We start from the raw sequence: 23,732 nt of genomic DNA, 5'->3' as shown, positions 1-23,732 counted from the left end.
TTGCGAAAGTGGCCTCTGTCGCGGCCCTAGTCGTCGGCCATCGCCGTCAGGGCCGTCACGGAGTTCGTCTCCGTGGCGGCCCTCGCGCGTGCCGGGGCCAGCAGCAGGTACGTGACACCGCCGACCAGCCCCGACAGCAGGAAGCTGCAGTCCACCCCGCCGGTCCATGCCACCAGCGGTCCCTCGTAGGACGGCAGGGAGACCGCGAGGAGGCCGACCGTGGCGCCCACCGCCCAGGCCGCCGTGGCCGGGATGTTCCAGCCGCCGCTGAACCAGTAGACGCCGCCGCGCGCACGGCGGTTGAAGACCTGGAGGGCCTCCGCGTCGTAGACGCCTCGGCAGCGGGCGAAGCCGATGAGGGTGATCACCGCCCAGGGCGTGCCGATGGCCGTGAGCAGCAGGACGAACGACGTCATCGCGGTCTGCGCGGTCGAGGCGTAGTGGCCCACGAACACGCAGGCCGTGGCGGCGACGGCGACCGCGCAGGTGGCCTGGGCCCGGGACGCGCGCGGCAGGATCGCGTCCAGGTCGAGGCCCATGGAGTAGAGCATCAGGCCCGCGTTGCCGACCGAGCCCGCGGAGGCGGCCAGCAGGAGCGGGAGCAGGTACCAGACGGGGGAGGCGTCCACCAGCGGGCCCGCGTAGTCGAGGGCCGCGCGCGCCGCGTACGCCGTGAAGGTGCCGAACAGCTGCGGCACCAGCAGACCGAGGAGCAGGCCGAGCCAGGTCGCGTGCAGCACCCGGCGCGGGGCGTGGCGGGCCGGGGAGATGTAGCGGGTGTAGTCGCCGAGCAGGGTGATGAAGGCGATCGGTCCGGACAGGCCCGCCGCCACCGTCGCCAGCAGCCACGTCGGCCAGAACCCGCCCAGCAGGTAGCCGCCCGCCTCCGGCAGCGCCGCGGTCGTGAAGTGCGGGGCGTAGGCCACGACTCCGAGGACCAGCAGCGCGGTCATGCCGATCGCCAGCACCCGTGACATCGCCAGCAGCACCCGGTAGCCGTACACCGCGCCCGCCACCGTCGCCGCCGCGAGCAGCCCGTAGACGACGCCGTACGCCATGTCGTTCGCGGGCATCCCTACCAGCCGGCCCAGGACGCCCACCATCACGTCGCCGCCGATCCACACGGTCAGCGTGGTGTAGCCGAGCGCCAGCAGCAGCCCGACCACCGAGCCGACCAGACGGCCGCGCACCCCGAACTGGGCGCCGGAGGACGTGGACAGGTTCGTCGCCGTGCGCAGGGAGATCAGCGCGAGCGGGGCCGTGAGCAGCGTCCCGACCACCGTGCCCGCCACGATCGAGGTCACCGAGGCCCACCAGTCGAGCCCGAAGGACGGCGGCAGCCAGCCGAAGACGATCACGCCCAGGCAGAGGTTCGAGCCCAGCAGGATCGAGACGAGGTCACGCGGCCCGCTGGTGCGTTCCTCGTCGGGGACGGTGTCGACTCCGCGCTGTTCCATCGGCATACCTGGGCTCCTTCGCTGACACTTAGAACGCCACTCAATGTGGAGGGCTCGGGCGGAGACGTCAAGGCTTTCTTCTTTGGGAAGTCTTGTTTAGAGTGACGTTCTAAAGGAAGGGATCGACATGCGGCTCACCCCCACCGAGCGCGACCGGCTGCTGCTCTTCGGAGCCGCCGAACTGGCCCGCGCCCGCCGCGCCCGGGGCCTGCGGCTCAACGTGCCGGAGGCCACCGCCCTCATCGCGGACACCGTGTGCGAGGCCGCCCGCGACGGGGCACGACTCGCCGAGGCGGTCGAGCGGGCCCGCGCGGTCCTCGGCCCGGACGACGTGCTGCCCGGCGTCGCGGACGTCGTCACCGAGGTCCATGTCGAGGCCGTCTTCGACGACGGCTCGCGGCTGGCGGTCGTCAGCGACCCGATCGGCGGCGGGCTGGGCGAGCGGGCGCCGGGTGCCCTGCTGCCGGGGCCCGCGCACACCGAGCCCGAGGCGGTCGTGCGGCTGACGGTCACCAACACCGCGACCGTCCCGGTCTCCGTCACCTCCCACTTCCACTTCTTCGAGGCCAACCCCCGCCTCGCCTTCGACCGCTCCGCCGCCTACGGCCTGCGGCTCGCCGTGCCCGCCGGCTCCTCGGTGCGCTTCGGCCCGGGGGAGTCTCTGGAGGTCGGCCTCGTGCCGATCGGCGGCGCCCGGGTCGCGATCGGCTTCGCCGGACTCGTCGACGGCCCCCTGGACGCCCCCGGCACCCGCGAGGAGGCCCTGCGCCGGGCTGCGGCCTGCGGGTATCTGGGGGTGGGGGACGGCGGGCGGGATGACGGCCGCCCGGGGACACAGCGCGGTGCGCGCCCTACCGCACGAGACGAGGAGGCAGACCGATGAGCCGTCCCGGAGGACACCCCGCCGAGGCCCGCCGCCTCACCCCGTACGAGTACGCCGCCACCCACGGCCCCCGCGCCGGCGACCGCATACGGCTCGGTGACAGTGGTCTGACGATCCGCGTCGAGTCCGACTCCCAGCGCTACGGCGACGAGTTCCTCGCCGGGTTCGGCAAGACCGCCCGGGACGGACTGCACCTCAAGGCCGCCGAGGTCCGGGAGACCTGCGACGTCGTGATCAGCAACGTCGTCGTGATCGACGCGGCGCTCGGCATCCGCAAGGTCTCCCTCGGCATCCGCGAGGGGCGGATCTGCGCGATCGGCCGGGCCGGGAACCCCGACACCCTCGACGGGGTCGACGTCGTCGTCGGCACCGGCACGTCCATCGTGTCCGGCGAGGGTCTGATCGCCACCGCCGGAGCCGTGGACACCCACGTTCATCTGCTGTCGCCGCGGATCATGGAGGCCTCGCTGGCGTCCGGGGTCACCACGGTCATCGGCCAGGAGTTCGGGCCGGTGTGGGGCGTGGGCGTCAACTCGCCCTGGGCACTGCGGCACGCCTTCAACGCCTTCGACGCCTGGCCGGTCAACATCGGCTTCCTGGGCCGGGGTTCGTCGTCCCACCAGGCGCCTCTCGTGGAGGCCCTCGCCGAGGGCGGCGCGTCCGGGTTCAAGGTGCACGAGGACATGGGCGCCCACGCCCGGGCACTGGACACCGCCCTCCGGGTGGCCGAGGAGCACGACGTCCAGGTCGCCCTGCACAGCGACGGGCTGAACGAGAGCCTCTCCGTGGAGGACACCCTCCGTGTCCTGGAGGGCCGCACCATCCACGCCTTCCACATCGAGGGCTGCGGCGGCGGACACGTCCCGAACGTGCTGAAGATGGCCGGCGTCCCGAACGTCATCGGCTCCTCCACCAACCCCACCCTGCCCTTCGGGCGGGACGCGGTCGCCGAGCACTACGGCATGATCGTCTCCGTCCACGACCTGAAGACCGACCTGCCCGGCGACGCCGCCATGGCCCGCGACCGCATCCGCGCCGGGACCATGGGCGCCGAGGACGTCCTGCACGACCTGGGCGCGATCGGCATCACCTCCTCGGACGCGCAGGGCATGGGGCGGGCCGGTGAGACGGTCCGCCGTACCTTCGCCATGGCGGGCAAGATGAAGGCGGAACTCGGCGACCCCGGCGTCGGCCACGACAACGAACGCGTCCTGCGCTACATGGCCAAGCTGACCATCAACCCCGCCCTCGCCCACGGCCTCTCCCACGAGGTCGGCTCCCTGGAGGTCGGCAAGCTGGCCGACATCGTGCTGTGGCGCCCGGAGTACTTCGGGGCGAAGCCGCAGCTGGTGCTGAAGTCCGGCTTCCCGGCCTACGGCGTGACCGGCGATCCGGGCGCGGCCACCGACACCTGCGAACCGCTCGTCCTGGGACCGCAGTTCGGCGCGTACGGCGCCACCCCCGCCGACATCTCCGTCGCCTTCGTCGCGCGGGCCGCGCTCGACCAGGGCGGCGACTCGATGCCGACCCGCCGCCGCAGGGTCGCCGTCCGCGGCACCCGCGGCATCGGACCCGCGGACCTGCGCCTGAACTCCCGTACCGGCGCGGTCGACGTGGACCAGCGCACCGGACTGGTCACGCTGGACGGCGAGCCGCTGCGCTCGGAACCCGCCGACTCGGTCTCCCTCAACCGCCTCTACTTCCTCTAGGACTTCGCGTGACCTTCCGCATGCCCCCCGAGTGGGCCCCGCACGAACGCACCTGGATGGCCTGGCCCGGCCCCAACCCGACCTTCACCGACGACACGGAACTGGCCGAGGCCCGCGCCGCCTGGGCGAACGTGGCCCGCTCGGTGCGCCGGTTCGAGCCGGTGACCGTGGTGCACGGTCCCGGCCAGGGCCGCTCGGCCCGCGAACTGCTCGGCCCGGACGTCGAGTTGGTCGAGCGAGACCTCGACGACGCGTGGATGCGTGACATCGGCCCCACGTTCGTCAAGGACCGCGAGGGCCGACTGGCCGCCGTGGACTGGGTGTTCAACGGCTGGGGCGGCCAGGACTGGGCCCGCTGGGAGCACGACTCCAAGATCGCCCGCCATGTCGCGGACCTCGCGGGCGTCCCCGTGCTCTCCTCGCCGCTGGTCAACGAGGGCGGCGCGATCCACGTCGACGGCGAGGGCACGGTCCTGCTGACCGACACCGTCCAGCTCGGCGCCGGCCGCAACCCGGGCTGGACCCGCGCGCAGGTCGAGGCGGAGATCCACGCCAGGCTCGGGACCACCAAGGCGATCTGGCTCCCGCACGGCCTCGCGGGCGACTACGGGACCTACGGCACCCAGGGCCACGTCGACATCGTCGCGGCCTTCGCCGGGCCGGGCACCGTCGTCGTGCACAGCCAGCAGAACCCGGGCCACCCCGACCACGCCCGCTCCCGGGAGTACCTGGAGATCCTGCGCGGCGAGACCGACGCCCGGGGCCGCCGTCTGAAGGTCGTCGAGGTCCCCGCGCCGACCGTCCTCAAGGACGCGGACGGCGACTGGGTCGACTACTCCTACATCAACCACTACCTGTGCAACGGCGGGGTCGTGCTCTGCGCCTTCGACGACCCGCGCGACGAGATCGCGGCCGGCATCTTCCGCCGGCTGTTCCCCGAGCGGACGGTGACGCTGGTGGACGCCCGTACCATCTTCGCGGGTGGTGGAGGCATCCACTGCATCACACAGCAGCAGCCGAAGAGCTAGGAGCCGACCGATGGCCGGTGCGCGCCGGAACGCGCCGCCGCGCGGGGACGTTCTCGCCGCCGCCATGGAGATGATCGCCGAACTCGGCCTGGAGAAGCTCACCATGGCCGCGCTCGGCCGCGAGGTCGGCATGAGCAGCGGCCACCTCCTCTACTACTTCCACTCCAAGGACGAGCTGCTGCTCCAGACCCTGGAGTGGAGCGAGGGCCGCCTCGGCGGCGAGCGCGGCCGGCTGCTGGCGCGCACCGGCACGGCCCGGGAACGCCTGGACGCGTACGTCGACCTGTACGTCCCCGACGGCCACCGGGACCCGCACTGGATCCTCTGGCTGGAGGTCTGGAACCGCTCGCAGAACGCCGACGAGACCGCCCGCGACCGGCAGGTCGCCATCGAGGGCGCCTGGCACCGCGACCTGGTGGCGCTCCTCGCGGAGGGGGTGTCGAGGGGTGAGTTCCGCCCGCTCGACCCGGACCGCTTCGCCACCCGGCTGCGCGCCCTCCTCGACGGCTTCTCCATCCACGTGGCGCTCGGCCTGCGCGGCACCGACCGAGCGCACATTCTCGGCCACGTACAGGAATTCCTGGACGAGAACCTCCTCGCGGACGCGTGACCCCGAGCATCTCGAGTGAGCGACCGCATCCTGAGACAGGCGTGAGCGGGGTGCGGGGGGTGTGCCAGACTGCCCCCGTGCTCTCGTTCGCCATGATTATTGGCAGCAGGCGCGCCGGTCCGCAGTGACCGCCACGTACGACCAGGTACGGGTGGACACCGTCGTCCTCGACCCGCGCGCAGACCTCTCGCACCCGCGAGGGGTTTTTCGCATTTCTGGCCCACCCGCAGCCGGAGACGAGAGCGCGAGGGAGTATGTGGGGGCGGTGGAGCCGGTCATTCCGGTACGACCGAGATCTGATCCTCAGGAGCCTTGAGACCATGACCGCAACCAGCGAGCTCGACGATTCGTTCCACGTCTTCGACACCACCCTGCGCGACGGCGCCCAGCGGGAGGGCATCAACCTCACCGTCGCGGACAAGCTGGCCATCGCACGGCACCTGGACGACTTCGGCGTGGGCTTCATCGAGGGCGGCTGGCCCGGCGCGAACCCGCGGGACACCGAGTTCTTCGCCCGCGCGCAGGCGGAGATCGAGTTCCGGCACGCCCAGCTGGTCGCCTTCGGCGCGACGCGCCGGGCGGGCGCCAAGGCGGCCCAGGACCCGCAGGTCAACGCGCTGCTGGCGTCCGGTGCCCCGGTGATCACCCTGGTGGCCAAGTCCCACGACCGGCACGTCGAACTCGCTCTGCGCACCACGCTGGACGAGAACCTGGAGATGGTCCGCGACACCGTCTCCTACCTCGTCGGGCAGGGCCGCCGGGTGTTCGTCGACTGCGAGCACTTCTTCGACGGCTACCGCGCCAACCCGGAGTACGCGAAGGCGGTCGTCAGGGCGGCGTCGGACGCCGGCGCCTCCGTGGTCATCCTCTGCGACACCAACGGCGGCATGCTCCCCGCCCAGGTGCAGGCGGTCGTTTCCACGGTCCTGGCCGACACCGGCGCCCGCCTCGGCATCCACGCCCAGGACGACACCGGCTGCGCGGTCGCGAACACCCTCGCGGCGGTCGACGCCGGCGCGACCCACGTGCAGTGCACCGCGAACGGCTACGGCGAACGGGTCGGCAACGCCAACCTGTTCCCGGTGGTCGCGGCCCTGGAGCTGAAGTACGGCAAGAAGGTCCTGCCCGAGGGCCGCCTCCGCGAGATGACCCGCATCTCCCACGCGATCGCCGAGGTGGTCAACCTGACCCCGTCGACGCACCAGCCGTACGTGGGCGTCTCCGCCTTCGCTCACAAGGCCGGCCTGCACGCCTCGGCGATCAAGGTCGACCCGGACCTCTACCAGCACATCGACCCCGAGCAGGTCGGCAACACCATGCGCATGCTGGTCTCCGACATGGCCGGCCGCGCCTCCGTCGAGCTCAAGGGCAAGGAGCTGGGCGTGGACCTCGGCGGCGACCGCGAGCTGGTCGGCCGGGTCGTGGAGCGCGTGAAGGAGCGCGAGCTGGAGGGCTACACGTACGAGGCGGCCGACGCGAGCTTCGAGCTGCTGCTGCGGACCGAGGTGGAGGGCAAACCCCTCACGTACTTCCAGGTCGAGTCCTGGCGCGCGATCGTCGAGGACCGCCCCGACGGCAGCCACGCCAACGAGGCCACGGTCAAGCTCTTCGCCAAGGGCGAGCGCATCGTCGCCACGGCGGAGGGCAACGGCCCGGTCAACGCTCTGGACCGCGCGCTGCGGGTCGCCCTGGAGAAGATCTACCCCCAGCTCGCCAAGCTCGAGCTGGTCGACTACAAGGTCCGCATCCTGGAGGGCGTCCACGGCACCCAGTCCACGACCCGCGTCCTCATCTCCACGTCCGACGGCACGGGGGAGTGGTCGACGGTGGGCGTGGCGGAGAACGTGATCGCGGCGTCCTGGCAGGCCCTGGAGGACGCGTACACCTACGGTCTGCTGCGGGCCGGCGTCGAGCCCGCCGAGTGACCCACCCCCGGCAGGAGTCCTCGGCGAACTCCCCGAGTTCGCCGAGGCCCCGCACCCGCACCCGGGTCACGTCGGGCCGGGGAGCCGGAATGGCCGGTGCGGTGCCTTGACGGGCCTGCGGGGCGCCAGTTAACTCACGGCGTGAGGTAAGCCGTGAGTGGACCAAGAGAGCCAAGGGGGAAGCTCCATGCGAAGAACCGCCCTGCTCGCCTCAGCCGCGCTTCTGGCGACACTGCTGCCGATGGTGTCGGCCCAGGCCGCCGCCGACGACCCCGTCCCGACGCCCGTCGACCGCTTCGAGGGCGAGGTGCCCTTCGCGAACCCGCCCGCCGGGGGCCTGTTCACCTGGGGCGGCGACAACGACGACCCGCCCGCACTCCGGTTGAGCGCCCGCGACGACGCCCCCGAGGGCGACCACGTCCTCTCCGGCACCTACGACATCAGCGGCTACGGCGGTTTCACCCACGACTTCGCCTTCGCCGAGCCCGCCCACGACTGGTCCGCCCACAAGGGGGTGCGGTTCTGGTGGGAGGGCCAGGACAACGGCCGGAAGATCGCCTTCGAGCTCAAGGACGGCGGCGCCGACGGCGAGGCCTCCGAGCTGTGGACGACGTCCTTCACCGACGACTTCAGCGGCTGGAAGCAGATCGAGATCCCCTTCACCGACTTCGTCTACCGCACCGACTACCAGCCCGTCGGCGGCATCGACCACATCCTCGGACTGACCGAGACCTGGGGGTACGCCGTCACCCTGCCCGCCGGCGCCCCGGGCCGGTTCGCCATGGACGGCGTCGAACTGTACGGCAGGGCCGACCAGTCGCTGCGGGCGAGCGTCCTCACCGACGCCGCCGTGTACCCGGTGAAGGAGGGCGACACCGCCACCGTCGAGATCTCCGTCGCCACCACCGGCTCGGCCCCGATCGAGGAACCGGTCACCGTCGCCTACGAGACGACCGGCGGCACCGCGTCGAACGGCGACTACACCCCGGTCAAGGGCGAGTTGACCTTCCCCGCGGGCACCGCCTCCGGTGCCACCCGCACCCTGCGCGTCCCCACCCTCAGGGACAAGGCCGCCGAGAACGCCGAGACCATCCCGCTCAAGCTCACCGTCACCGGCGCCAAGCCCCCGGCGGAGAGCCCGCAGATCGTCGTCGACGCCCACGGACTGCCGTACCTCGACGCCGAACTGCCCGTGAAACGGCGGGTCGCCGACCTCCTGTCCCGGATGTCCCTCGCCGAGAAGGCCGGTCAGATGACCCAGGCCGAGCGCGGGGCGGTGGGCGCCGGGGGAGACGTCGCCGCCTACGCCCTCGGCTCGCTCCTGTCCGGCGGCGGATCGACGCCCACGCCCAACACCCCCGAGGCCTGGGCGAAGATGATCGACGGATTCCAACTCCGCGCCCAGGCCACCCGGTTCCAGATCCCCCTCGTCTACGGCGTCGACGCCGTGCACGGCCACAACAACCTCGTCGGCGCCACCGTCATGCCCCACAACATCGGGCTCGGCGCCTCCCGCGACCCGCGACTGGTCGAGCGCACCGGCGCGGTGACCGCCGCCGAGGTCCGGGCCACCGGCGTCCCGTGGGACTTCGCCCCCTGCCTCTGCGTCACCCGCGACGAACGCTGGGGCCGCTCCTACGAGTCCTTCGGCGAGGACCCGGCGCTCGTCGAGTCCATGGAGACCGTCATCCAGGGCCTGCAAGGCGCCCCGAACGGCAAGGACCTGAAGGACGACGACAAGGTCCTCGCCACCGCCAAGCACTTCGTCGGCGACGGCGGCACCGCCTACGGCTCCTCCACCACCGGCACCTACACCATCGACCAGGGCGTCACCAAGGTCACCCGGCAGCAGCTGGAGGCCGTCCACCTCGCCCCGTACCAGGGCGCCGTCGACCGCGGTGTCGGCACCGTCATGCCCTCGTACTCCTCGCTCGACCTCGTCGGCGACGGACAGGGCCCCGTCAAGATGCACGCCCGCGCCGACATGATCAACGGCGTGCTGAAGGGCCGTATGGACTTCGACGGCTTCGTGATCAGCGACTGGGACGGCATCGACCAGATCCCGGGCGACCGCGCCTCCGACGTCCGCACCTCGATCAACGCGGGCCTCGACATGGTCATGGTCCCGTACGCCTACCGGGACTTCCACGCCACCCTCGTCGCCGAGGCACGGGCCGGGCGGATCAGCGCACAGCGCATCGACGACGCGGTCTCCCGCATCCTCACGCAGAAGTTCCGCCTCGGCCTCTTCGAGAAGCCGTACGCCGACACGAGCGGCGCCGCCGCGATCGGTTCCGCCGGACACCGGGCCGTCGCCCGCCGGGCGGCCGCCGAGTCGCAGGTGCTGCTGAAGAACAGCGGCGGGCTGCTGCCGCTGAAGAAGTCCCAGAAGGTGTACGTCGCCGGTTCCAACGCCGACGACATCGGCAACCAGAGCGGCGGCTGGACCGTGACCTGGCAGGGCTCCTCCGGCGCCATCACCCCCGGCACGACGATCCTGGAGGCCATGCGCGAGAACTCCGAGCACCTGACCTACTCCAAGGACGCCTCCGCGCCGCTCGGCGGACACGACGTCGGCGTGGTCGTCGTCGGCGAGACCCCCTACGCCGAGGGCGTCGGCGATGTCGGCAACGGACACGACCTGCGGCTGTCCGCCGCCGACCAGGCCGCCGTCGACAAGGTGTGCGCGGCCATGAGGTGCGCGGTGCTCGTCGTCTCCGGCCGCCCGCAGCTCGTCGGCGACCGACTGGACACGATCGACGCCCTGGTCGCCTCCTGGCTGCCGGGGACCGAGGGCGACGGCGTGGCCGACGTCCTCTACGGCAAGCGGGCCTTCACCGGCCAACTCCCCGTCACCTGGCCCAGGTCGGAGTCCCAGCTGCCGATCAACGTCGGCGACCCGACGTACGACCCGCAGTTCCCCTACGGCTGGGGCCTGACGACCCTGACCAAGGTGCCCGGGGGCGGCGCCACCACCCTCAAGGCGCTCGGCGTCGCGGCGGCGGTGGCCGAGAAGGCCGGGGCCGACGAGGCGGGTCGCGCGCTCGTGACGCGGGCACGGCTGATCGTCCAGCAGCGGCCGGTCACGGCGGCCCTCGCGAAACCCTTCGCCGAGGCCGATCACCTGCTGCTGACCGGACGGTACGCGGCGGCGGTCCAGCGGCTGACGGAGGCGTACCGGGCGGCGACGGACTGAGGCTGTTCCGGGAGGCTTCGGGTAGCTTCGAAGTATGAAGTCCGTCCTACGGACCCGAAGCCTCCCAGGGCTGCTGGCCGCCCTGGCGCTCGCGGCCCTGACCGTCCTGGGGCCGGCCCCCGCGCCCGCCTCCGCCGCCACCGACGTCTCCGCGATCGCCGAGGCGCTCCGCGAGAGCCCGGTCTACGTCGACCCGGCCGCCTCCGCGCAGATGTCCGCGGGGGAGGCCACCGCGCTCGCCGAGCAGATCGAGGACGCGGACAAGGCCCTCTTCGTGGCGGTCCTGCCCGCGGACCAGCCGACCGAGAACCTCCTGCGCGACCTGCGCACCGCGACCGGCGTGACAGGGCTGTACGCGGCCCGCGTCGGGGACCGCTTCGACGCCGGCGCGGACTCCTCCGTGCTCCCCCGCGCGGCCGTGCGCAACCTGGTGACGAGCGTCCAGGGCGAGCGGGACGCGCAGACCCAGCTGGCCGACTTCACGGACCGGGCGCTGGCCAACATGGGCGGCTCGGCCCCGGCGAGCTGGGGGTCCTCCGGCGACGACGCGGGCGTCTCCACGGGCGCGCTGGTCACCACCGGCGTCGTGCTGGCGGCGGGCGGCGCGGGCGCGTACGCCCTGGTCCGCCGCAACCGCCGCCGCCACGCGCAGGAGCAGCGGGCCGCGCTGGAGAAGCTGCGGGTGGTGGTGGACGAGGACATCACGGCGTTCGGCGAGGAACTGGACCGCCTGGACTTCCACCCCGGCGAGCCCGGCGCGGACGACGCGATGCGCGAGGACTACGAGCGCGCGCTGGACGCCTACGAGAAGGCGAAGTCCTTCATGGCGGCCGCCGGGCACCCGGAGGAGGTGCGCGCCGTCACCCAGGCCCTGGAGGACGGCCGCTTCTCCCTCGCCCGCCTGGCCGCCCGCCGAGAGGGCCGCCCCCTCCCGGAACGCCGCCCGCCCTGCTTCTTCGACCCCCGCCACGGCCCCTCGGTGACGGACGCGACCTGGACACCCCCGTCCGGCGCGCCCCGCGAGGTCCCGGTCTGCGCCGCCGACGCGACCCGCCTGGCCGACGGCCGCGACCCCGTGATGCGCGAGGTCGACACCGACCAGGGCCGCCGCCCCTACTGGGACGCGGGCCCCGCCTACGGCCCCTGGGCCGGCGGCTACTTCGGCGGCGGCCTCCTGCCCGGCCTCCTCGTCGGCACGATGCTGGGCAGCATGATGGCCACCCCGGCCTACGGGGCCGACTACGGCGGCGGCTACGGCGACTTCGGCGGAGGACATGAGGGCGGCGACGTCTCGGGCGCGGACTTCGACCCCGGCGACTTCGGCGGGGGCGGTGACTTTGGCGGAGGCGGTGACTTCGGCGGAGGGGGCGACTTCGGGGGTGGCGGCGACTTCGGGGGCGGCGGCTTCTGAGGAACGGCGCACGGCGACCGCCGGTGCCCGAGGGCCGGGGCGCGCCTCTGCCGGGCGAGGGCGGCTCCCCGACCACGAGCGACGGGCCCGGCGCGCACCATGCGCCGGGCCCGTGAACCTCGTACGGGAGCAACCGTCCGTCAGAGCGACGCGGCCGCCGACGCGATCGCCGAGGCGAACGTCGAGACCTCGGTGTACACACCGGGCGCGTTGGCCCGCGCACACCCGATGCCCCAGCTGACGATGCCGACCTGGATCCACGCGTTGTTGGCGTCCCGCCGGAACATCGGGCCGCCGGAGTCGCCCTGGCAGGTGTCGACCCCGCCGGCCGTGTATCCCGCGCAGATCTCCTCGTTGGCGATCAGCCCGCTGTAGCCGCTGTACGAACGGCAGGTCGCGTCACTCACGAACGGCACGGTCGCCTTCAGCAGATACCGCTGCTGAGCACCGCCCTCCCGGGCGGCCCCCCACCCGGCGATGGTGAACGTCCCGGTGTTGTACTGCGTCGTCGTGGCGATCTTCAGCGTCGGCAGGTTGATCGGCGAGGCGAGCTTGATGAGCGCCCAGTCCTTGCCGTCCCCGTTGTAGCCGGGAGCCCGGTACACATACGTCGACCTGACCTGGACCCGCCCGCTGGTGGACTGAAGGTCCACGACGCCCGCGGTCGCGGTGATGCTGGTGTTCGGGCCGGTACCGCTCACGCAGTGGGCGGCCGTCAGCACGATCTGCTGGGTGTACAGCGCGCCGCCGCAGCCCATGGAGAGCCGCACCATGAACGGGAACTCGCCCTGCGCGGCCCGGGTTCCGCCGACGACGGGGGCGGGGGCGGCCTGCGCGGCCGAGACGGGCTGAAGACTGGCGATCGCGAGCGCGGCGGCGCCGAGCACCGCGCATCTCTTGAGGGCCGTGAGGAGTCTGTTCACCGTGATGCCTTCCGTGGGGGGTGGAAGTGCTCGAGGACAGAGCAGAGGTGTCGTGCGCATGCCAATCAGGACAGCGAAGTGACGCCCCTCCGATGGCATGGGCAGGTCAAATCTGTTGCTGGATTATGAGAATGCTGTGAGACACCGCACAAGGGGTGTGATTCGGCCAGGCCGACGCGAGACCGGCCGGATGCGCCACCGCTGCCCCACCCGGGGTCGCCCGCTTCCTCGACGGAACGCGAAAGCGCCGGTGAGTCACGAGAGGACTCACCGGCGCCGACGCGGAGGGGTCACGCGTTCTTGATCGCGGAGATGTCGAAGCTCAGCTTGATCTTGTCGGAGATCAGCACGCCGCCGGTCTCCAGTGCGGCGTTCCAGGTCAGGCCCCAGTCGGAGCGCTTGATCTCCGCCTTGCCCTCGAAGCCCACGCGCTCGTTGCCGAAGGGGTCCTTGGCGGCGCCGTTGAACTCGAGGTCGATGGTGAGCGGCCTGGTGGTGCCGAGGATGGTCAGGTCACCGGTGATGCGGTAGTCCTCGCCGCCGAGCGCCTCCGCGGACGTGGAGCGGAAGGTCATCGTCGGGTACTCCTCGATCTTGAAGAAGTCCGCGCTCTTGAGGTGCCCGTCCCGCTCGGCCGACCCGGTGTCGATGCTGTCCATCTTGACGTCGATGGACGCCGTGGACGCGGACGGGTCGCCGCCGTCCAGGTGCAGCGAGCCGCTGAAGTCGAGGAACTTGCCCTTGACGTTGGTCACCATGGCGTGGCGGACGGTGAAGCCGATCGTGGAGTGGGCGGTGTCGATCGTGTAGTCGCCGGTCAGCGCGGTCAGGTCGAGGTTCGTCATGATGTGCTCCTTGGGAGTGGTTGTTGAAGCTTGAACTACTCAACGGGAACGACGGTAGACCTATTCCGTTCGACTTTCAACATCATCCGCTCCGTGTTGGCGCGGTGACGCTGAGGTGGTAGATGCCCAGGACATGAACCCGGACCGCAGAGCCCTGTTCCGCCCCGCCCGCCGAGCCGTCCTCCTCGCCGCGGCGCTCCTCGCCACGGCCGCCCCGCCCTCGCTCGCCGCCCCGCCCGACGCCGCACCCGACCCCGATCCCTACGCCACCCTGCGGCGCCGCTGGCTCGACATCGCCCTCGGCACCGGCTACGACCCGACCGCCGAGCCCTACGCCTCCCGCCTCGCAGGGACCGGCGAACTGGCCCGCGGCTTCCGCGCGACCATGGCCCCCGGCTCGCGCTCCCTCTGGCCCGACCGCCCCTACGACCCGCCCTCCGGCATCACCCAGAGCTACGGCCGCCTGTGGACCATGGCCCAGGCCCACCTCCAGCCCGGCACCGGCTCCACCGGCGACGACACCCTCCTCGCGGCCGTCCTGCGCGGCCTCGACCACCTCTCCGCCACGATCTACCACCCCGCCACCAACCGCTACGGCAACTGGTGGGAGTGGCAGATCGGCAGCCCCCGCCTCCTCATGGACCTCTCGGTCGCCCTGTACGACCACCTCACCGACGAGCAGCGGCAAGCGGCCTGCGCCGCCGTCGACCACTTCATCCCGGACGCCGTGCTCACCGACTACTCCGGCACCTCCACCGGGGCCAACCGCGTCGACCTGTGCCGTTCCGTCGCCCTGCGCGGCATCCTCGGCCGCGCCCCGGACCGGATCGCCCTCGCCCGCGACGCCCTCTCCCCGGTCTTCCCGTACGTGACCCGGGGTGACGGCCTCTACGCCGACGGCTCCTTCGTCCAGCACACCTGGGTCGCCTACTCCGGCACCTACGGCCAGGTCCTCCTCGACGGCCTCGGCCGGCTCTTCGCCCTGCTCGCCGGATCCGAGTGGGAGGTGACCGACCCCGGCCGGCAGATCGTCCTGGACAGCGTCGAGCACGCCTACGCGCCCCTGATCCACGACGGCCTGATGATGGACTGCGTCAACGGCCGCGCCATCAGCCGCGGTTACCTCAAGAGCGACGACCGCCACGTACTGCGCGGCGACCACTTCCACGGCCAGGGGATCATCGCCGCCATCGCCCTGCTCGCCCAGGGGGCGAGCGAGGAGGAGCGCGAGCGCTGGTACGGACGGATCAAGGGATGGATCGAACGGGACACCGTGGCACCGATACTGACGGCACGTCAGTTCGGCACGGGCGATCTCGCCCGCCTGCACGCCGTCGCCGCCTCCCCTGTCCCCGCCGCGCCCGACCCGGTCGGCCACCACCTCTTCGCCGCCATGGACCGGGCCGTCCACCGCCGCCCGGGCTTCGTCGCCACCCTCGCCATGGCCAGCGACCGGATCGCCCACTACGAGTGCGGCAACGGCGAGAACCCGCGCGGCTGGCACACCGGATCCGGCATGCTCTCCTGGTGGGCCGAGGGCCTGGGCGACCAGTACACGGACTGGTACTGGCCGACGGTCGACTGGTACCGCCTGCCCGGCACCACCGTCTCCACCAGACGCCTCCCCGACCGGGCCGGCGGCGAGTGGGGCGAGCCCAGGCCCGACGTGCGCTGGGTCGGGGGCGCCACCGACGGCGAGTACGCGGCGATCGGGCAGCACCTCAAGGGCCTCGGCTCCACGCTCCAGGCCCGCAAGTCGTGGTTCTGCGTCGCCGACGCGGTGGTCTGCCTGGGCGCCGGGATCAGCTGCGCCGACGGCGTCCCCGTCGAGACGGTCGTCGACAACCGGAACCTCGGGGAGGGCGGCACCCAGACCTTCGTGCAGGGCCACGGGTGGGCGCATCTGGAGGGACACGGCGGCTGGGTGGTGCCGTACGGCGAACTGCGCACCCTGCGCGAGGACCGCACCGGCGCCTGGTCGGACATCAACACCACCAGCACGACGGAGCGGGCCACCCGCCGCTGGCAGACCCTCTGGCTGGACCACGGCACGGACCCGACCGACGCCTCCTACGTCTACGTCCTGCTGCCGGGAGCCTCCCGCCGGGAGGTGGCCGCCCGCGCCGCCGACCGGCGGTGGCTGTCCGTCCTCGCCAACGACGCCGCGTGCCAGGCGGTCCGTGTCCCCTCGCTCGGCCTCACCGCGGCCACGTTCTGGCAGGCCGGCACGGCGGGCGGGCTCACCGCCTCCGCGGGCGCGAGCGTGCTGCTCCGTCGGCGGGGCCGCACCGCTACCCTCTGCGTGAGCGAGCCGCCGCGCACCGGGGAGCCGCTGGAGATCACCTGGGACCACCCGGTCGGCATGGTGGTCCGGGCCGACGACTCGGTCGAGGTCCTCGCCACGGGCCGCCGTCTGCGTCTGCGTGTCACTCCGTCGAGGGCATGTGAGACACGGGAATGTGAGGTGACTCTCAGCTGACGGCTTTGTGCGATCTCTACAAGCTGGATGCCCCCTGAGCAGTCAGAACGCCTGCATGCCGCCGAGGTTCTGTTCAGGGGTACCAGGAAAACGGGCCGGAGACTGTACGGAGTCGACGGCTCGCTTTCCTTGCCGCGCTTCGTAAGGTCACTACATGACCGTTTTGGATGACGCGCCGGGTGAGCCGACGGACGCACGCGGGCGAGTGGCCGAGCTGCACGAGATCCGTGCGCAGGCGCTGGCCGGCCCCAGTGAGAAGGCGACCGAGGCACAGCACGCCAAGGGCAAGCTGACGGCCCGGGAGCGCATCGAGCTGCTGCTGGACGCGGGTTCCTTCCGGGAGGTCGAGCAGCTGCGCCGGCACCGGGCGTCCGGATTCGGTCTGGAGTCCAAGAAGCCGTACACCGACGGTGTCATCACCGGCTGGGGCACCGTCGAGGGCCGCACGGTCTTCGTGTACGCCCACGACTTCCGGATCTTCGGCGGCGCCCTGGGCGAGGCCCACGCCACCAAGATCCACAAGATCATGGACATGGCCATCGCGGCCGGCGCGCCCCTGGTCTCCCTCAACGACGGCGCGGGCGCCCGCATCCAGGAAGGCGTCAGCGCGCTGGCCGGCTACGGCGGCATCTTCCAGCGCAACACCAAGGCCTCGGGCGTCATCCCGCAGATCAGCGTGATGCTGGGCCCCTGCGCGGGCGGCGCGGCCTACAGCCCCGCCCTGACCGACTTCGTCTTCATGGTCCGCGAGACCTCGCAGATGTTCATCACCGGCCCGGACGTCGTCAAGGCGGTCACCGGCGAGGAGATCACCCAGAACGGCCTCGGCGGCGCCGACGTGCACGCCGAGACCTCGGGGGTGGCCCACTTCGCGTACGACGACGAGGAGACCTGCATCGCGGAGGTGCGCTACCTCCTGTCGCTGCTGCCGCAGAACAACCGCGAGAACCCCCCGCGCGTGGAGGCCACGGACGCCGCCGACCGCCGGGGCGAGGTCCTGCTCGACCTGGTCCCCGCGGACGGCAACCGGCCGTACGACATGGCCAAGGTCATCGAGGAGATCGTCGACGACGGCGAGTACCTGGAGGTCCACGAGCGCTGGGCGCGGAACATCATCTGCGCGCTGGCCCGTCTCGACGGCCAGGTCGTCGGCATCGTCGCCAACCAGCCGCAGTCCCTGGCGGGCGTCCTGGACATCGAGGCCTCGGAGAAGGCGGCCCGCTTCGTCCAGATGTGTGATGCCTTCAACATCCCGATCCTCACCCTTTTGGACGTACCCGGCTTCCTCCCCGGCGTCGACCAGGAGCACGGTGGAATCATCCGCCACGGCGCCAAGCTCCTCTACGCCTACTGCAACGCGACCGTGCCCCGGATCTCGCTGATCCTGCGCAAGGCCTACGGAGGTGCGTACATCGTCATGGACAGCCAGTCCATCGGGGCGGACCTCACCTACGCCTGGCCGACGAACGAGATCGCCGTGATGGGCGCGGAAGGCGCCGCCAACGTCATCTTCCGACGTCAGATCGCCGACGCCGAGGACCCCGAGGTCATGCGGGCCCGCATGGTCAAGGAGTACAAGTCCGAGCTCATGCACCCGTACTACGCGGCCGAGCGCGGCCTGGTGGACGACGTGATCGACCCGGCGGAGACCCGCGAGGTGCTGATCCGGTCCCTGGCGATGCTCCAGTCCAAGCACGCCGACCTGCCCTCCCGCAAGCACGGCAACCCCCCGCAGTAACCCACCGGTACCGCTGCGGAAACCTCTCTCACGGAGACTGAGACCTATGAACACCCCTGACATCCGCGTCGAGAAGGGCCACGCCGGGCCCGAGGAGGTCGCCGCCATCACGGCCGTCCTCCTCGCCCGCGCCGCCGCCCAGCCCGCGTCCCCGGGCCACCGCCCCCACCCCAAGGCCGGCTGGCGCCGCCTGGAGCGCGAGGGCGGCTTCCGAGCCCCGCACAGCTGGCACTGAGCCTCCACCGCATGCAGAAGGGCCCCTCTCGAAGGAGAGGGGCCCTTCTCGCGTCCTGAAGGGGTGCGGGGAACCGCGTGAAAAACCACCGGGCTGCCACAGACGGCCAACAACCGTCTCAGGCAGCCCAGCGGCCGTGAGGAACCACCTACCGCAGGCGCGCCATCAGCGCGTGCTCCACGAGAGTGATCAGCGCCGACTTCGCGTCCGCCCGGTGGCGCGCGTCGGTCGTGATGATCGGGGTGTCCGGGCCGATCTGAAGGGCCTCGCGGACCTCGTCCGGGTTGTACGGCTGGTTCCCGTCGAACCCGTTCAGGGCGATCACGAAGGGAAGCCCCGAGTTCTCGAAGTAGTCGACCGCCGGGAAGCAGTCGGCGAGGCGCCTCGTGTCGACGAGGACGATCGCGCCGATCGCACCACGCACCAGGTCGTCCCACATGAACCAGAAACGGTCCTGACCGGGCGTACCGAAGAGGTACAGGATCAGGTCCTGGTCCAGGGTGATACGGCCGAAGTCCATCGCCACGGTCGTCGTGGTCTTGTCTCCGGTGTGGGTGAGGTCGTCGATGCCCGCCGAAGCAGACGTCATGACGGCCTCTGTGCGCAGCGGGTTGATCTCCGAAACGGCCCCGACGAACGTGGTCTTGCCCACGCCGAAGCCACCCGCCACCACGATCTTCGCCGAGGTGGTGGAGCGGGAAGGACCGCCGCTAGAGCTTGCGAAGTCCACTGAGCACCCTTTCGAGCAGTGTCACGTCTGGCTGGCCGCCGGCGCTCTCGTCGCCGCCGGGCTGATGAATGGCGACCAGGCCTGCCTCCGCCAAGTCGGCGACGAGGATCCTGGCCACGCCGAGAGGGATGGTCAGCAGGGCCGAGACCTCGGCTACCGACTTGATCTCACGGCAGAGGTTGCAGATCCGCTGATGCTCGGGCAACTGGCCCTGCATCTGATGCGGCTGCGCGGTGGTGTGCACCAGTGCCTCGATGGCGAGCTGGTAGCGGGGGCGCGTCCGGCCGCCGGTCATGGCGTACGGGCGCACCAGGGGGTTGTGCGACGACCCTGCGGGCGCCGACTCAGGGGCACGTCGCTGCGGCTGCACAGGCTGGATGCGCGGTGCCGACGGCTGGTCGTACGGCGAGGGGCCGGGGCCCTGGGGCGCGTACGGCTGCCGGTGGCTGGGTGCGGAGGGGAAGTTGTAACGGTTCGGGTTCTGGGAACCGTCGTTCTGACCCTGGCCAGGGCCGTACGACCAATTACCGGACGATGAACCGCCTGGGGGTGTTGCCACTCTCTCTCCTCCTCCGACTGCGCCGGGCACCGCATCACTGTGGAGCCGCGTCCCGAAACCTTACGGCCCCGGGACGCCAAAACGCACCGTCTGTCTACTAGTTGAGCAGGCTCCCTTGGAGCTCCGCACGCAGATCGGGCGTCAGGACCGTTCCGGCACGGTCCACCAGGAGTGCCATCTCGTACCCGATGAGACCGATGTCCGCCTCGGGATGTGCGAGAACTGCGAGCGAGGATCCGTCGGAGACGGACATGATGAAGAGGAATCCCCGCTCCATCTCCACAACCGTCTGGTTCACGCTGCCGCCCTCGAAGATGCGCGAGGCACCGGCGGTCAGTGAGGTCAGACCGGAGGCGACGGCCGCAAGCTGGTCGGCGCGGTCACGCGGAAAACCCTCGGACATCGCCAGAAGGAGTCCGTCGGCGGAGACCACCACCGTGTGGGACACCCCGGGGGTGTTGTCCACGAAGTTGGTGATCAACCAGTTCAGGTTCTGTGCCGCCTGGCTCATCGGGCTCACACTAACGCTCCTGGTTGTAGGTGCTGTCAGAACCGAAGCCCTGACCGTTCGTTTCACTGCTTGCGCTGCGGCCCCGCTCGACACCGCGGCGCAGGTTGCTCAACCTGCCCCGGACGTCCTCGGGAGCGCGGGAGACCTGTGGGCCGCCCTGGGGGGTGTTCTCGGCGGCGCCCTCGACCAGGTTGGCCTTGGGCACCCGCCTCGGCAGACCGGAGGAGGTGACCCCGCCCGCCTTGGGCTTGCGCAGCGCCGATGCCTGCTGCCAGCGCTCGTCGTTGGCCGAGCGCCAGTCGCCGTTGCCGGTTGCGTTGTTCTCCGGCGCGGAGGACGCCGGCTCCTGGTTCACGGGCCGCGAGCCGAACATGTCGGTCGTGCTGCCCGTGCCGTTCGCCCGAGCCGCGCCGTTCGCTCCGCCCCCGGTGGATCCGCGGCGGGGAAGCCCTGCCTCGGTCAGGTCGTGGACGGCCGACGGGGCCGGACCCGGACGGTCGAAGCCTACGCGGTCGCGCTCACTGACGTCAGCGGCCTGCGCGGATTCCGCTTCGGGAGCGTACTGCTCCTGGTAGCCGTTCTGGTACCCGTCCTGCTGCGGCCAGTCGTCCTGGTAGCGCCGCTCCTCGAAGGCCGGGATGGAGTCCGGGACGGAGGCGTGCGCACCCGTCTGCTCCTCCTGGCCCGACTCCGCATAGCCGGTGGCGGCCGACTCGGGGTAGCCCCCGCCTGCGGAGTAGGCGTCGTTCTGCGGCAGCCCGCCGTTCGGCGCGTAGTACTGCTCGTCGTACGACGGCTGCTGCTGCTCCTCGTACGGGGCGTGCTGCGGCTCGGCGTAGGCCGACTGCTGCTGCTCCTCGTAGGCGCCGGGCTGCTGGTAACCGCCGTGGCCGTTGTCGTAGCCGGTCGGCCGGGTGTCGAACCCGTCGCCGTACGACTGGCCCGCGGTGCCCTCCAGGGACTGCTCGCCCTGGGCCTGGGCCTCCAGGGCCGCGCGGCGCTCCTCACGCATGAGGGAGCGGCCCACCGGGTCCAGCTCACGGATGTCGTCCGGGACCTCGGTGTAGCGGCTGTCGTCGAAGCCCAGCTCCGCGGCCGTGCGCATGGGCAGGCCGCCGTTGCTGAAGTCCTCGCCGCCGAAGCTCTGCTCCGGGATGATCTGCGAGACCGTGAACTCGTCGGCGGCCGGCTGCTGCTCGCCACCGCCACCGTGGGTGATCGCGTCGGGCAGCATGACCAGCGAGGTCGTGCCGGCCTGCTCGCCGGAGGGGCGCAGCTGGACGCGGATGCCGTGCCGGTCGGACAGTCGGCCGACCACGAACAGGCCCATGCGCTGCGAGATCGCGGCGTCCACGGTCGGCGGGTTGGCCAGCTTGTGGTTGATGTCCGCGAAGTCCTCGGCGGTCAGGCCGATGCCCTTGTCGTGGATCTCGATCATCACGCGGCCGTCGGGCAGACGGGTCGCGGTGACGCGGACCTTGGTCTGCGGGGAGGAGAACGTGGTGGCGTTCTCCAGCAGCTCGGCGAGCAGGTGCACGAGGTCGGTCACGGCGCGGCCGTGGATCTCGGCCTCCGGGACACCGGACAGCTCGATGCGCTCGTACTGCTCCACCTCGGAGGAGGCGGCGCGCAGCACGTCGACCAGCGGGACCGGCTGGTCCCAGCGGCGACCGGGCTCCTCGCCGGCGAGGACCAGGAGGTTCTCGCCGTTGCGGCGCATGCGGGTCGCGAGGTGGTCCAGGCGGAAGAGGTTCTCCAGCTGGTCGGGGTCGGCCTCGTTGTTCTCCAGTTCGGTGATCAGGGTCAGCTGGCCCTCGATCAGGGACTGGTTGCGGCGCGAGAGGTTGGTGAAGATCGCGTTGATGTTGCCCCGCAGCAGGGCCTGCTCGGCGGCGAGCCGGACGGCCTCGCGGTGGACCTGGTCGAAGGCCCGGGCGACCTCGCCGATCTCGTCGGTCGAGTTGATCGGGATCGGCGCCACCCGGGTGTCGACCCGGCCGGGGTCGGTACGGGAGAGCTGGTCGACCAGCATCGGCAGGCGCTGCTCGGCGATGCCGAAGGCGGCGTTGCGCAGCTGGCGCATGGCGCGGGACATCTGGCGGGCGACCATGCCGGCCAGGATGAACGCGGCGAGCAGGGCGACCACGACCGCGGCGCCGGTGATGAAGGCGTCCCGCTTGGCGTCGTCGGCGATGCTCGCGGCCTCGGCCACCGCCTTGTCGGCCATGTCGGACTCGATGGTGCGGTAGGCGTTGTACTTGAGGGTGTTGACCGCCCACCAGTTCTCGGCGGTGACACCCTTCGTGGCGAGCGCGTCCCGCTCGGACTTGTCCGTGGAGGTCAGCGAACCGATGTACTTGACCATCGTGACCGGGTTCTCCGGCGGGGCCACGTAGTCGGGGTTCTTCTGCTTGGCCTGCTGGGCCATCGCCGCGCCGTCCGCCGCCGCCTGCTTCTGCAGCGTGGTCAGCTTCTGCGCGTCGGCCTCGGTGCCACCGCCGATGTACTCCTCGATGGCGATGCCCTCGAGGTAGGCGTACGAGGTGAGCGCGGTGCGCTGGGCGGCCAGGTCGGAGTCCTCGGGGCCCGGCTTGATCAGCAGGTGCATGCCGATGGCGCGCTCGAGCGACAGGGAGGCCTTGGTCAGCGCGATGGCGTAGACGGTACGGCCGTAGCTGGTGATGTTTCCGGTGCCGAGACCGAGCTCGTTGGCGAACTCCATCAGGGGGTGCGCGACCTCGACGTACCCCTCTTCGGTCTTCACCCCCGTGAGCCGCTTGGTGTACGCGGCCGTGCGCAGGGACTGGAGCTTGGGCTCCTCCTCGCGGAACAGCTCCAGGCGGCGCTTGAGGCCCGCCTTCTGCGGCATGTTCTGCGCGGCCTGGTCGAAGGCGTCGGCGGCGGTGTCCGTGGCCTTGCGGGCGGCGACGACCGTCTTGTCGTCCGCGCCCAGGCCCTGAAGCAGCGGGGCGGCGGTGGTGTCGCGCTCGGTGTAGAGGGCGTCGCCGTAGGTCAGGGCGGCCTGGACCAGGCGGGCGGTCTTCTCCGCGTCCTCGGCCTCCTGCCAGGTGTCGATCGAGCTCTTCACCTGGAAGCCGCCCATGACGAGGCCGACCAGCACGGGTATGAGCAGGATCGCGTTCAGCCGGGTCGGCACACGCCAGTTGCGCGGGGAGAGACGGCCGCCGCTCGGGGCGGGAGCGGCCGTCGGTTCCGAACCGGGCACAGGGGCGGGCGCCGCTCCGCGCGGCGGCGGGGTGAAGTTGCCCCGCGCCGACGGCTCGGGACCGTTCTTGCTTCGCCTCACTCGACCAACAACCTCTCGGCGGGGTCGGCACCAACGTTGTGCCGCAGTCTCTCAGAGCCCGGTTCGCCATCGACTCATGAGTACGTCTTTGACTATTGGGCAGTTCAGGCATTCCAGCATGGGGGCCTGCGGACCTCCAAACATGGGAGACCGGTGGGACCCACGGTGGTAAGTCCTAGATAAAAC

General features: G+C 71.4%; 17 protein-coding genes. 10 read left to right on the top strand and 7 right to left on the bottom strand.

The window, feature by feature from the left end; all coding sequences use genetic code 11:
- Positions 1-26: 26 nt before the first annotated feature.
- A complete protein-coding gene (locus ACH41F_RS28500) occupies positions 27-1,463 on the bottom strand; it encodes a cytosine permease (protein ID WP_398838053.1) in 1,437 nt (478 codons plus the stop codon).
- Positions 1,464-1,584: 121 nt separating this feature from the next.
- On the opposite strand from ACH41F_RS28500, the gene ureA reads away from it, so the two are divergent.
- The 7 genes from ureA to ACH41F_RS28465 all read left to right on the top strand — a co-directional run bounded on the left by ureA (position 1,585) and on the right by ACH41F_RS28465 (position 12,219).
- Positions 1,585-2,340 carry an urease subunit gamma gene (ureA, locus tag ACH41F_RS28495; protein WP_398838051.1) on the top strand — a complete coding sequence of 252 codons (756 nt, stop codon included), beginning with the start codon at positions 1,585-1,587 and terminating at the stop codon, positions 2,338-2,340.
- A complete protein-coding gene (locus tag ACH41F_RS28490) occupies positions 2,337-4,049 on the top strand; it encodes an urease subunit alpha (protein ID WP_398838050.1) in 1,713 nt (570 codons plus the stop codon). Before ureA ends, ACH41F_RS28490 begins: the two co-directional genes overlap by 4 nt.
- Positions 4,050-4,057: 8 nt before the next feature.
- Complete coding sequence (locus ACH41F_RS28485; protein WP_398838048.1) at positions 4,058-5,077, top strand: agmatine/peptidylarginine deiminase; 1,020 nt, start codon at positions 4,058-4,060, stop codon at positions 5,075-5,077.
- A gap of 10 nt (positions 5,078-5,087) precedes the next feature.
- A complete protein-coding gene (locus ACH41F_RS28480) occupies positions 5,088-5,687 on the top strand; it encodes a TetR family transcriptional regulator C-terminal domain-containing protein (RefSeq protein ID WP_391232553.1) in 600 nt (199 codons plus the stop codon).
- Between the two features lie 320 nt (positions 5,688-6,007).
- Entirely contained in the window at positions 6,008-7,612 is a 1,605-nt protein-coding gene (gene cimA / locus ACH41F_RS28475; protein ID WP_398838045.1) for a citramalate synthase, read from the top strand.
- A 187-nt stretch (positions 7,613-7,799) separates the two neighbouring features.
- On the top strand, positions 7,800-10,808 hold the full coding sequence (locus ACH41F_RS28470; RefSeq protein WP_398838043.1) for a glycoside hydrolase family 3 protein: 3,009 nt from the start codon (positions 7,800-7,802) through the stop codon (positions 10,806-10,808).
- Between the two features lie 34 nt (positions 10,809-10,842).
- Entirely contained in the window at positions 10,843-12,219 is a 1,377-nt protein-coding gene (locus ACH41F_RS28465; protein WP_398838042.1) for a hypothetical protein, read from the top strand.
- Between the two features lie 140 nt (positions 12,220-12,359).
- Here the strand turns inward: ACH41F_RS28465 and ACH41F_RS28460 are convergent, their stop codons facing one another.
- Both ACH41F_RS28460 and ACH41F_RS28455 read right to left on the bottom strand, forming a co-directional pair.
- A complete protein-coding gene (locus ACH41F_RS28460; protein ID WP_391232548.1) occupies positions 12,360-13,142 on the bottom strand; it encodes a trypsin-like serine protease in 783 nt (260 codons plus the stop codon).
- Between the two features lie 290 nt (positions 13,143-13,432).
- On the bottom strand, positions 13,433-13,987 hold the full coding sequence (locus tag ACH41F_RS28455; RefSeq protein ID WP_391232547.1) for a YceI family protein: 555 nt from the start codon (positions 13,985-13,987) through the stop codon (positions 13,433-13,435).
- A gap of 133 nt (positions 13,988-14,120) precedes the next feature.
- On the opposite strand from ACH41F_RS28455, the gene ACH41F_RS28450 reads away from it, so the two are divergent.
- From ACH41F_RS28450 to ACH41F_RS28440, 3 genes are all read left to right on the top strand, one after another.
- A complete protein-coding gene (locus tag ACH41F_RS28450) occupies positions 14,121-16,466 on the top strand; it encodes a polysaccharide lyase 8 family protein (protein ID WP_398838039.1) in 2,346 nt (781 codons plus the stop codon).
- Between the two features lie 154 nt (positions 16,467-16,620).
- The gene (locus tag ACH41F_RS28445; protein ID WP_391232544.1) at positions 16,621-18,204 is read left to right on the top strand and encodes a carboxyl transferase domain-containing protein; all 1,584 of its coding nucleotides are present in this window, start codon (positions 16,621-16,623) and stop codon (positions 18,202-18,204) included.
- 46 nt (positions 18,205-18,250) lie between these two features.
- Complete coding sequence (locus ACH41F_RS28440) at positions 18,251-18,439, top strand: acyl-CoA carboxylase epsilon subunit (RefSeq protein WP_391232543.1); 189 nt, start codon at positions 18,251-18,253, stop codon at positions 18,437-18,439.
- Positions 18,440-18,587: 148 nt separating this feature from the next.
- Here the strand turns inward: ACH41F_RS28440 and ACH41F_RS28435 are convergent, their stop codons facing one another.
- The 4 genes from ACH41F_RS28435 to ACH41F_RS28420 form a co-directional block, all read right to left on the bottom strand.
- The gene (locus ACH41F_RS28435; RefSeq protein WP_026248371.1) at positions 18,588-19,169 is read right to left on the bottom strand and encodes an ATP/GTP-binding protein; all 582 of its coding nucleotides are present in this window, start codon (positions 19,167-19,169) and stop codon (positions 18,588-18,590) included.
- The gene (locus ACH41F_RS28430; protein WP_391232542.1) at positions 19,150-19,728 is read right to left on the bottom strand and encodes a DUF742 domain-containing protein; all 579 of its coding nucleotides are present in this window, start codon (positions 19,726-19,728) and stop codon (positions 19,150-19,152) included. The genes ACH41F_RS28435 and ACH41F_RS28430 overlap by 20 nt, the downstream gene beginning before the upstream one ends.
- Before the next feature lie 97 nt (positions 19,729-19,825).
- A complete protein-coding gene (locus ACH41F_RS28425; protein ID WP_005479603.1) occupies positions 19,826-20,239 on the bottom strand; it encodes a roadblock/LC7 domain-containing protein in 414 nt (137 codons plus the stop codon).
- Between the two features lie 10 nt (positions 20,240-20,249).
- Positions 20,250-23,546 (bottom strand): nitrate- and nitrite sensing domain-containing protein, encoded by a 3,297-nt coding sequence (locus ACH41F_RS28420; RefSeq protein WP_391232541.1) that lies wholly within the window; start codon positions 23,544-23,546, stop codon positions 20,250-20,252.
- Between the last annotated feature and the right edge of the window lie 186 nt (positions 23,547-23,732).

Origin of the sequence: Streptomyces sp. NPDC020489 (assembly GCF_044386545.1) — a bacterium.
Lineage (GTDB): Bacteria > Actinomycetota > Actinomycetes > Streptomycetales > Streptomycetaceae > Streptomyces.
Note: the sequence above shows the minus strand (reverse complement) of the source record. Positions and strands in the feature narration are given on the sequence as shown.

What these genes read in the sequence shown, in the direction of transcription:
- ACH41F_RS28500 (WP_398838053.1), bottom strand. Translation starts at nt 1,463, where the DNA reads ATGCCGATGGAACAGCGCGGAGTCGACACCGTCCCCGACGAGGAACGC.
- ureA (WP_398838051.1), top strand. Translation starts at nt 1,585, where the DNA reads ATGCGGCTCACCCCCACCGAGCGCGACCGGCTGCTGCTCTTCGGAGCC.
- ACH41F_RS28490 (WP_398838050.1), top strand. Translation starts at nt 2,337, where the DNA reads ATGAGCCGTCCCGGAGGACACCCCGCCGAGGCCCGCCGCCTCACCCCG.
- ACH41F_RS28480 (WP_391232553.1), top strand. Translation starts at nt 5,088, where the DNA reads ATGGCCGGTGCGCGCCGGAACGCGCCGCCGCGCGGGGACGTTCTCGCC.
- cimA (WP_398838045.1), top strand. Translation starts at nt 6,008, where the DNA reads ATGACCGCAACCAGCGAGCTCGACGATTCGTTCCACGTCTTCGACACC.
- ACH41F_RS28470 (WP_398838043.1), top strand. Translation starts at nt 7,800, where the DNA reads ATGCGAAGAACCGCCCTGCTCGCCTCAGCCGCGCTTCTGGCGACACTG.
- ACH41F_RS28465 (WP_398838042.1), top strand. Translation starts at nt 10,843, where the DNA reads ATGAAGTCCGTCCTACGGACCCGAAGCCTCCCAGGGCTGCTGGCCGCC.
- ACH41F_RS28455 (WP_391232547.1), bottom strand. Translation starts at nt 13,987, where the DNA reads ATGACGAACCTCGACCTGACCGCGCTGACCGGCGACTACACGATCGAC.
- ACH41F_RS28450 (WP_398838039.1), top strand. Translation starts at nt 14,121, where the DNA reads ATGAACCCGGACCGCAGAGCCCTGTTCCGCCCCGCCCGCCGAGCCGTC.
- ACH41F_RS28445 (WP_391232544.1), top strand. Translation starts at nt 16,621, where the DNA reads ATGACCGTTTTGGATGACGCGCCGGGTGAGCCGACGGACGCACGCGGG.
- ACH41F_RS28440 (WP_391232543.1), top strand. Translation starts at nt 18,251, where the DNA reads ATGAACACCCCTGACATCCGCGTCGAGAAGGGCCACGCCGGGCCCGAG.
- ACH41F_RS28425 (WP_005479603.1), bottom strand. Translation starts at nt 20,239, where the DNA reads ATGAGCCAGGCGGCACAGAACCTGAACTGGTTGATCACCAACTTCGTG.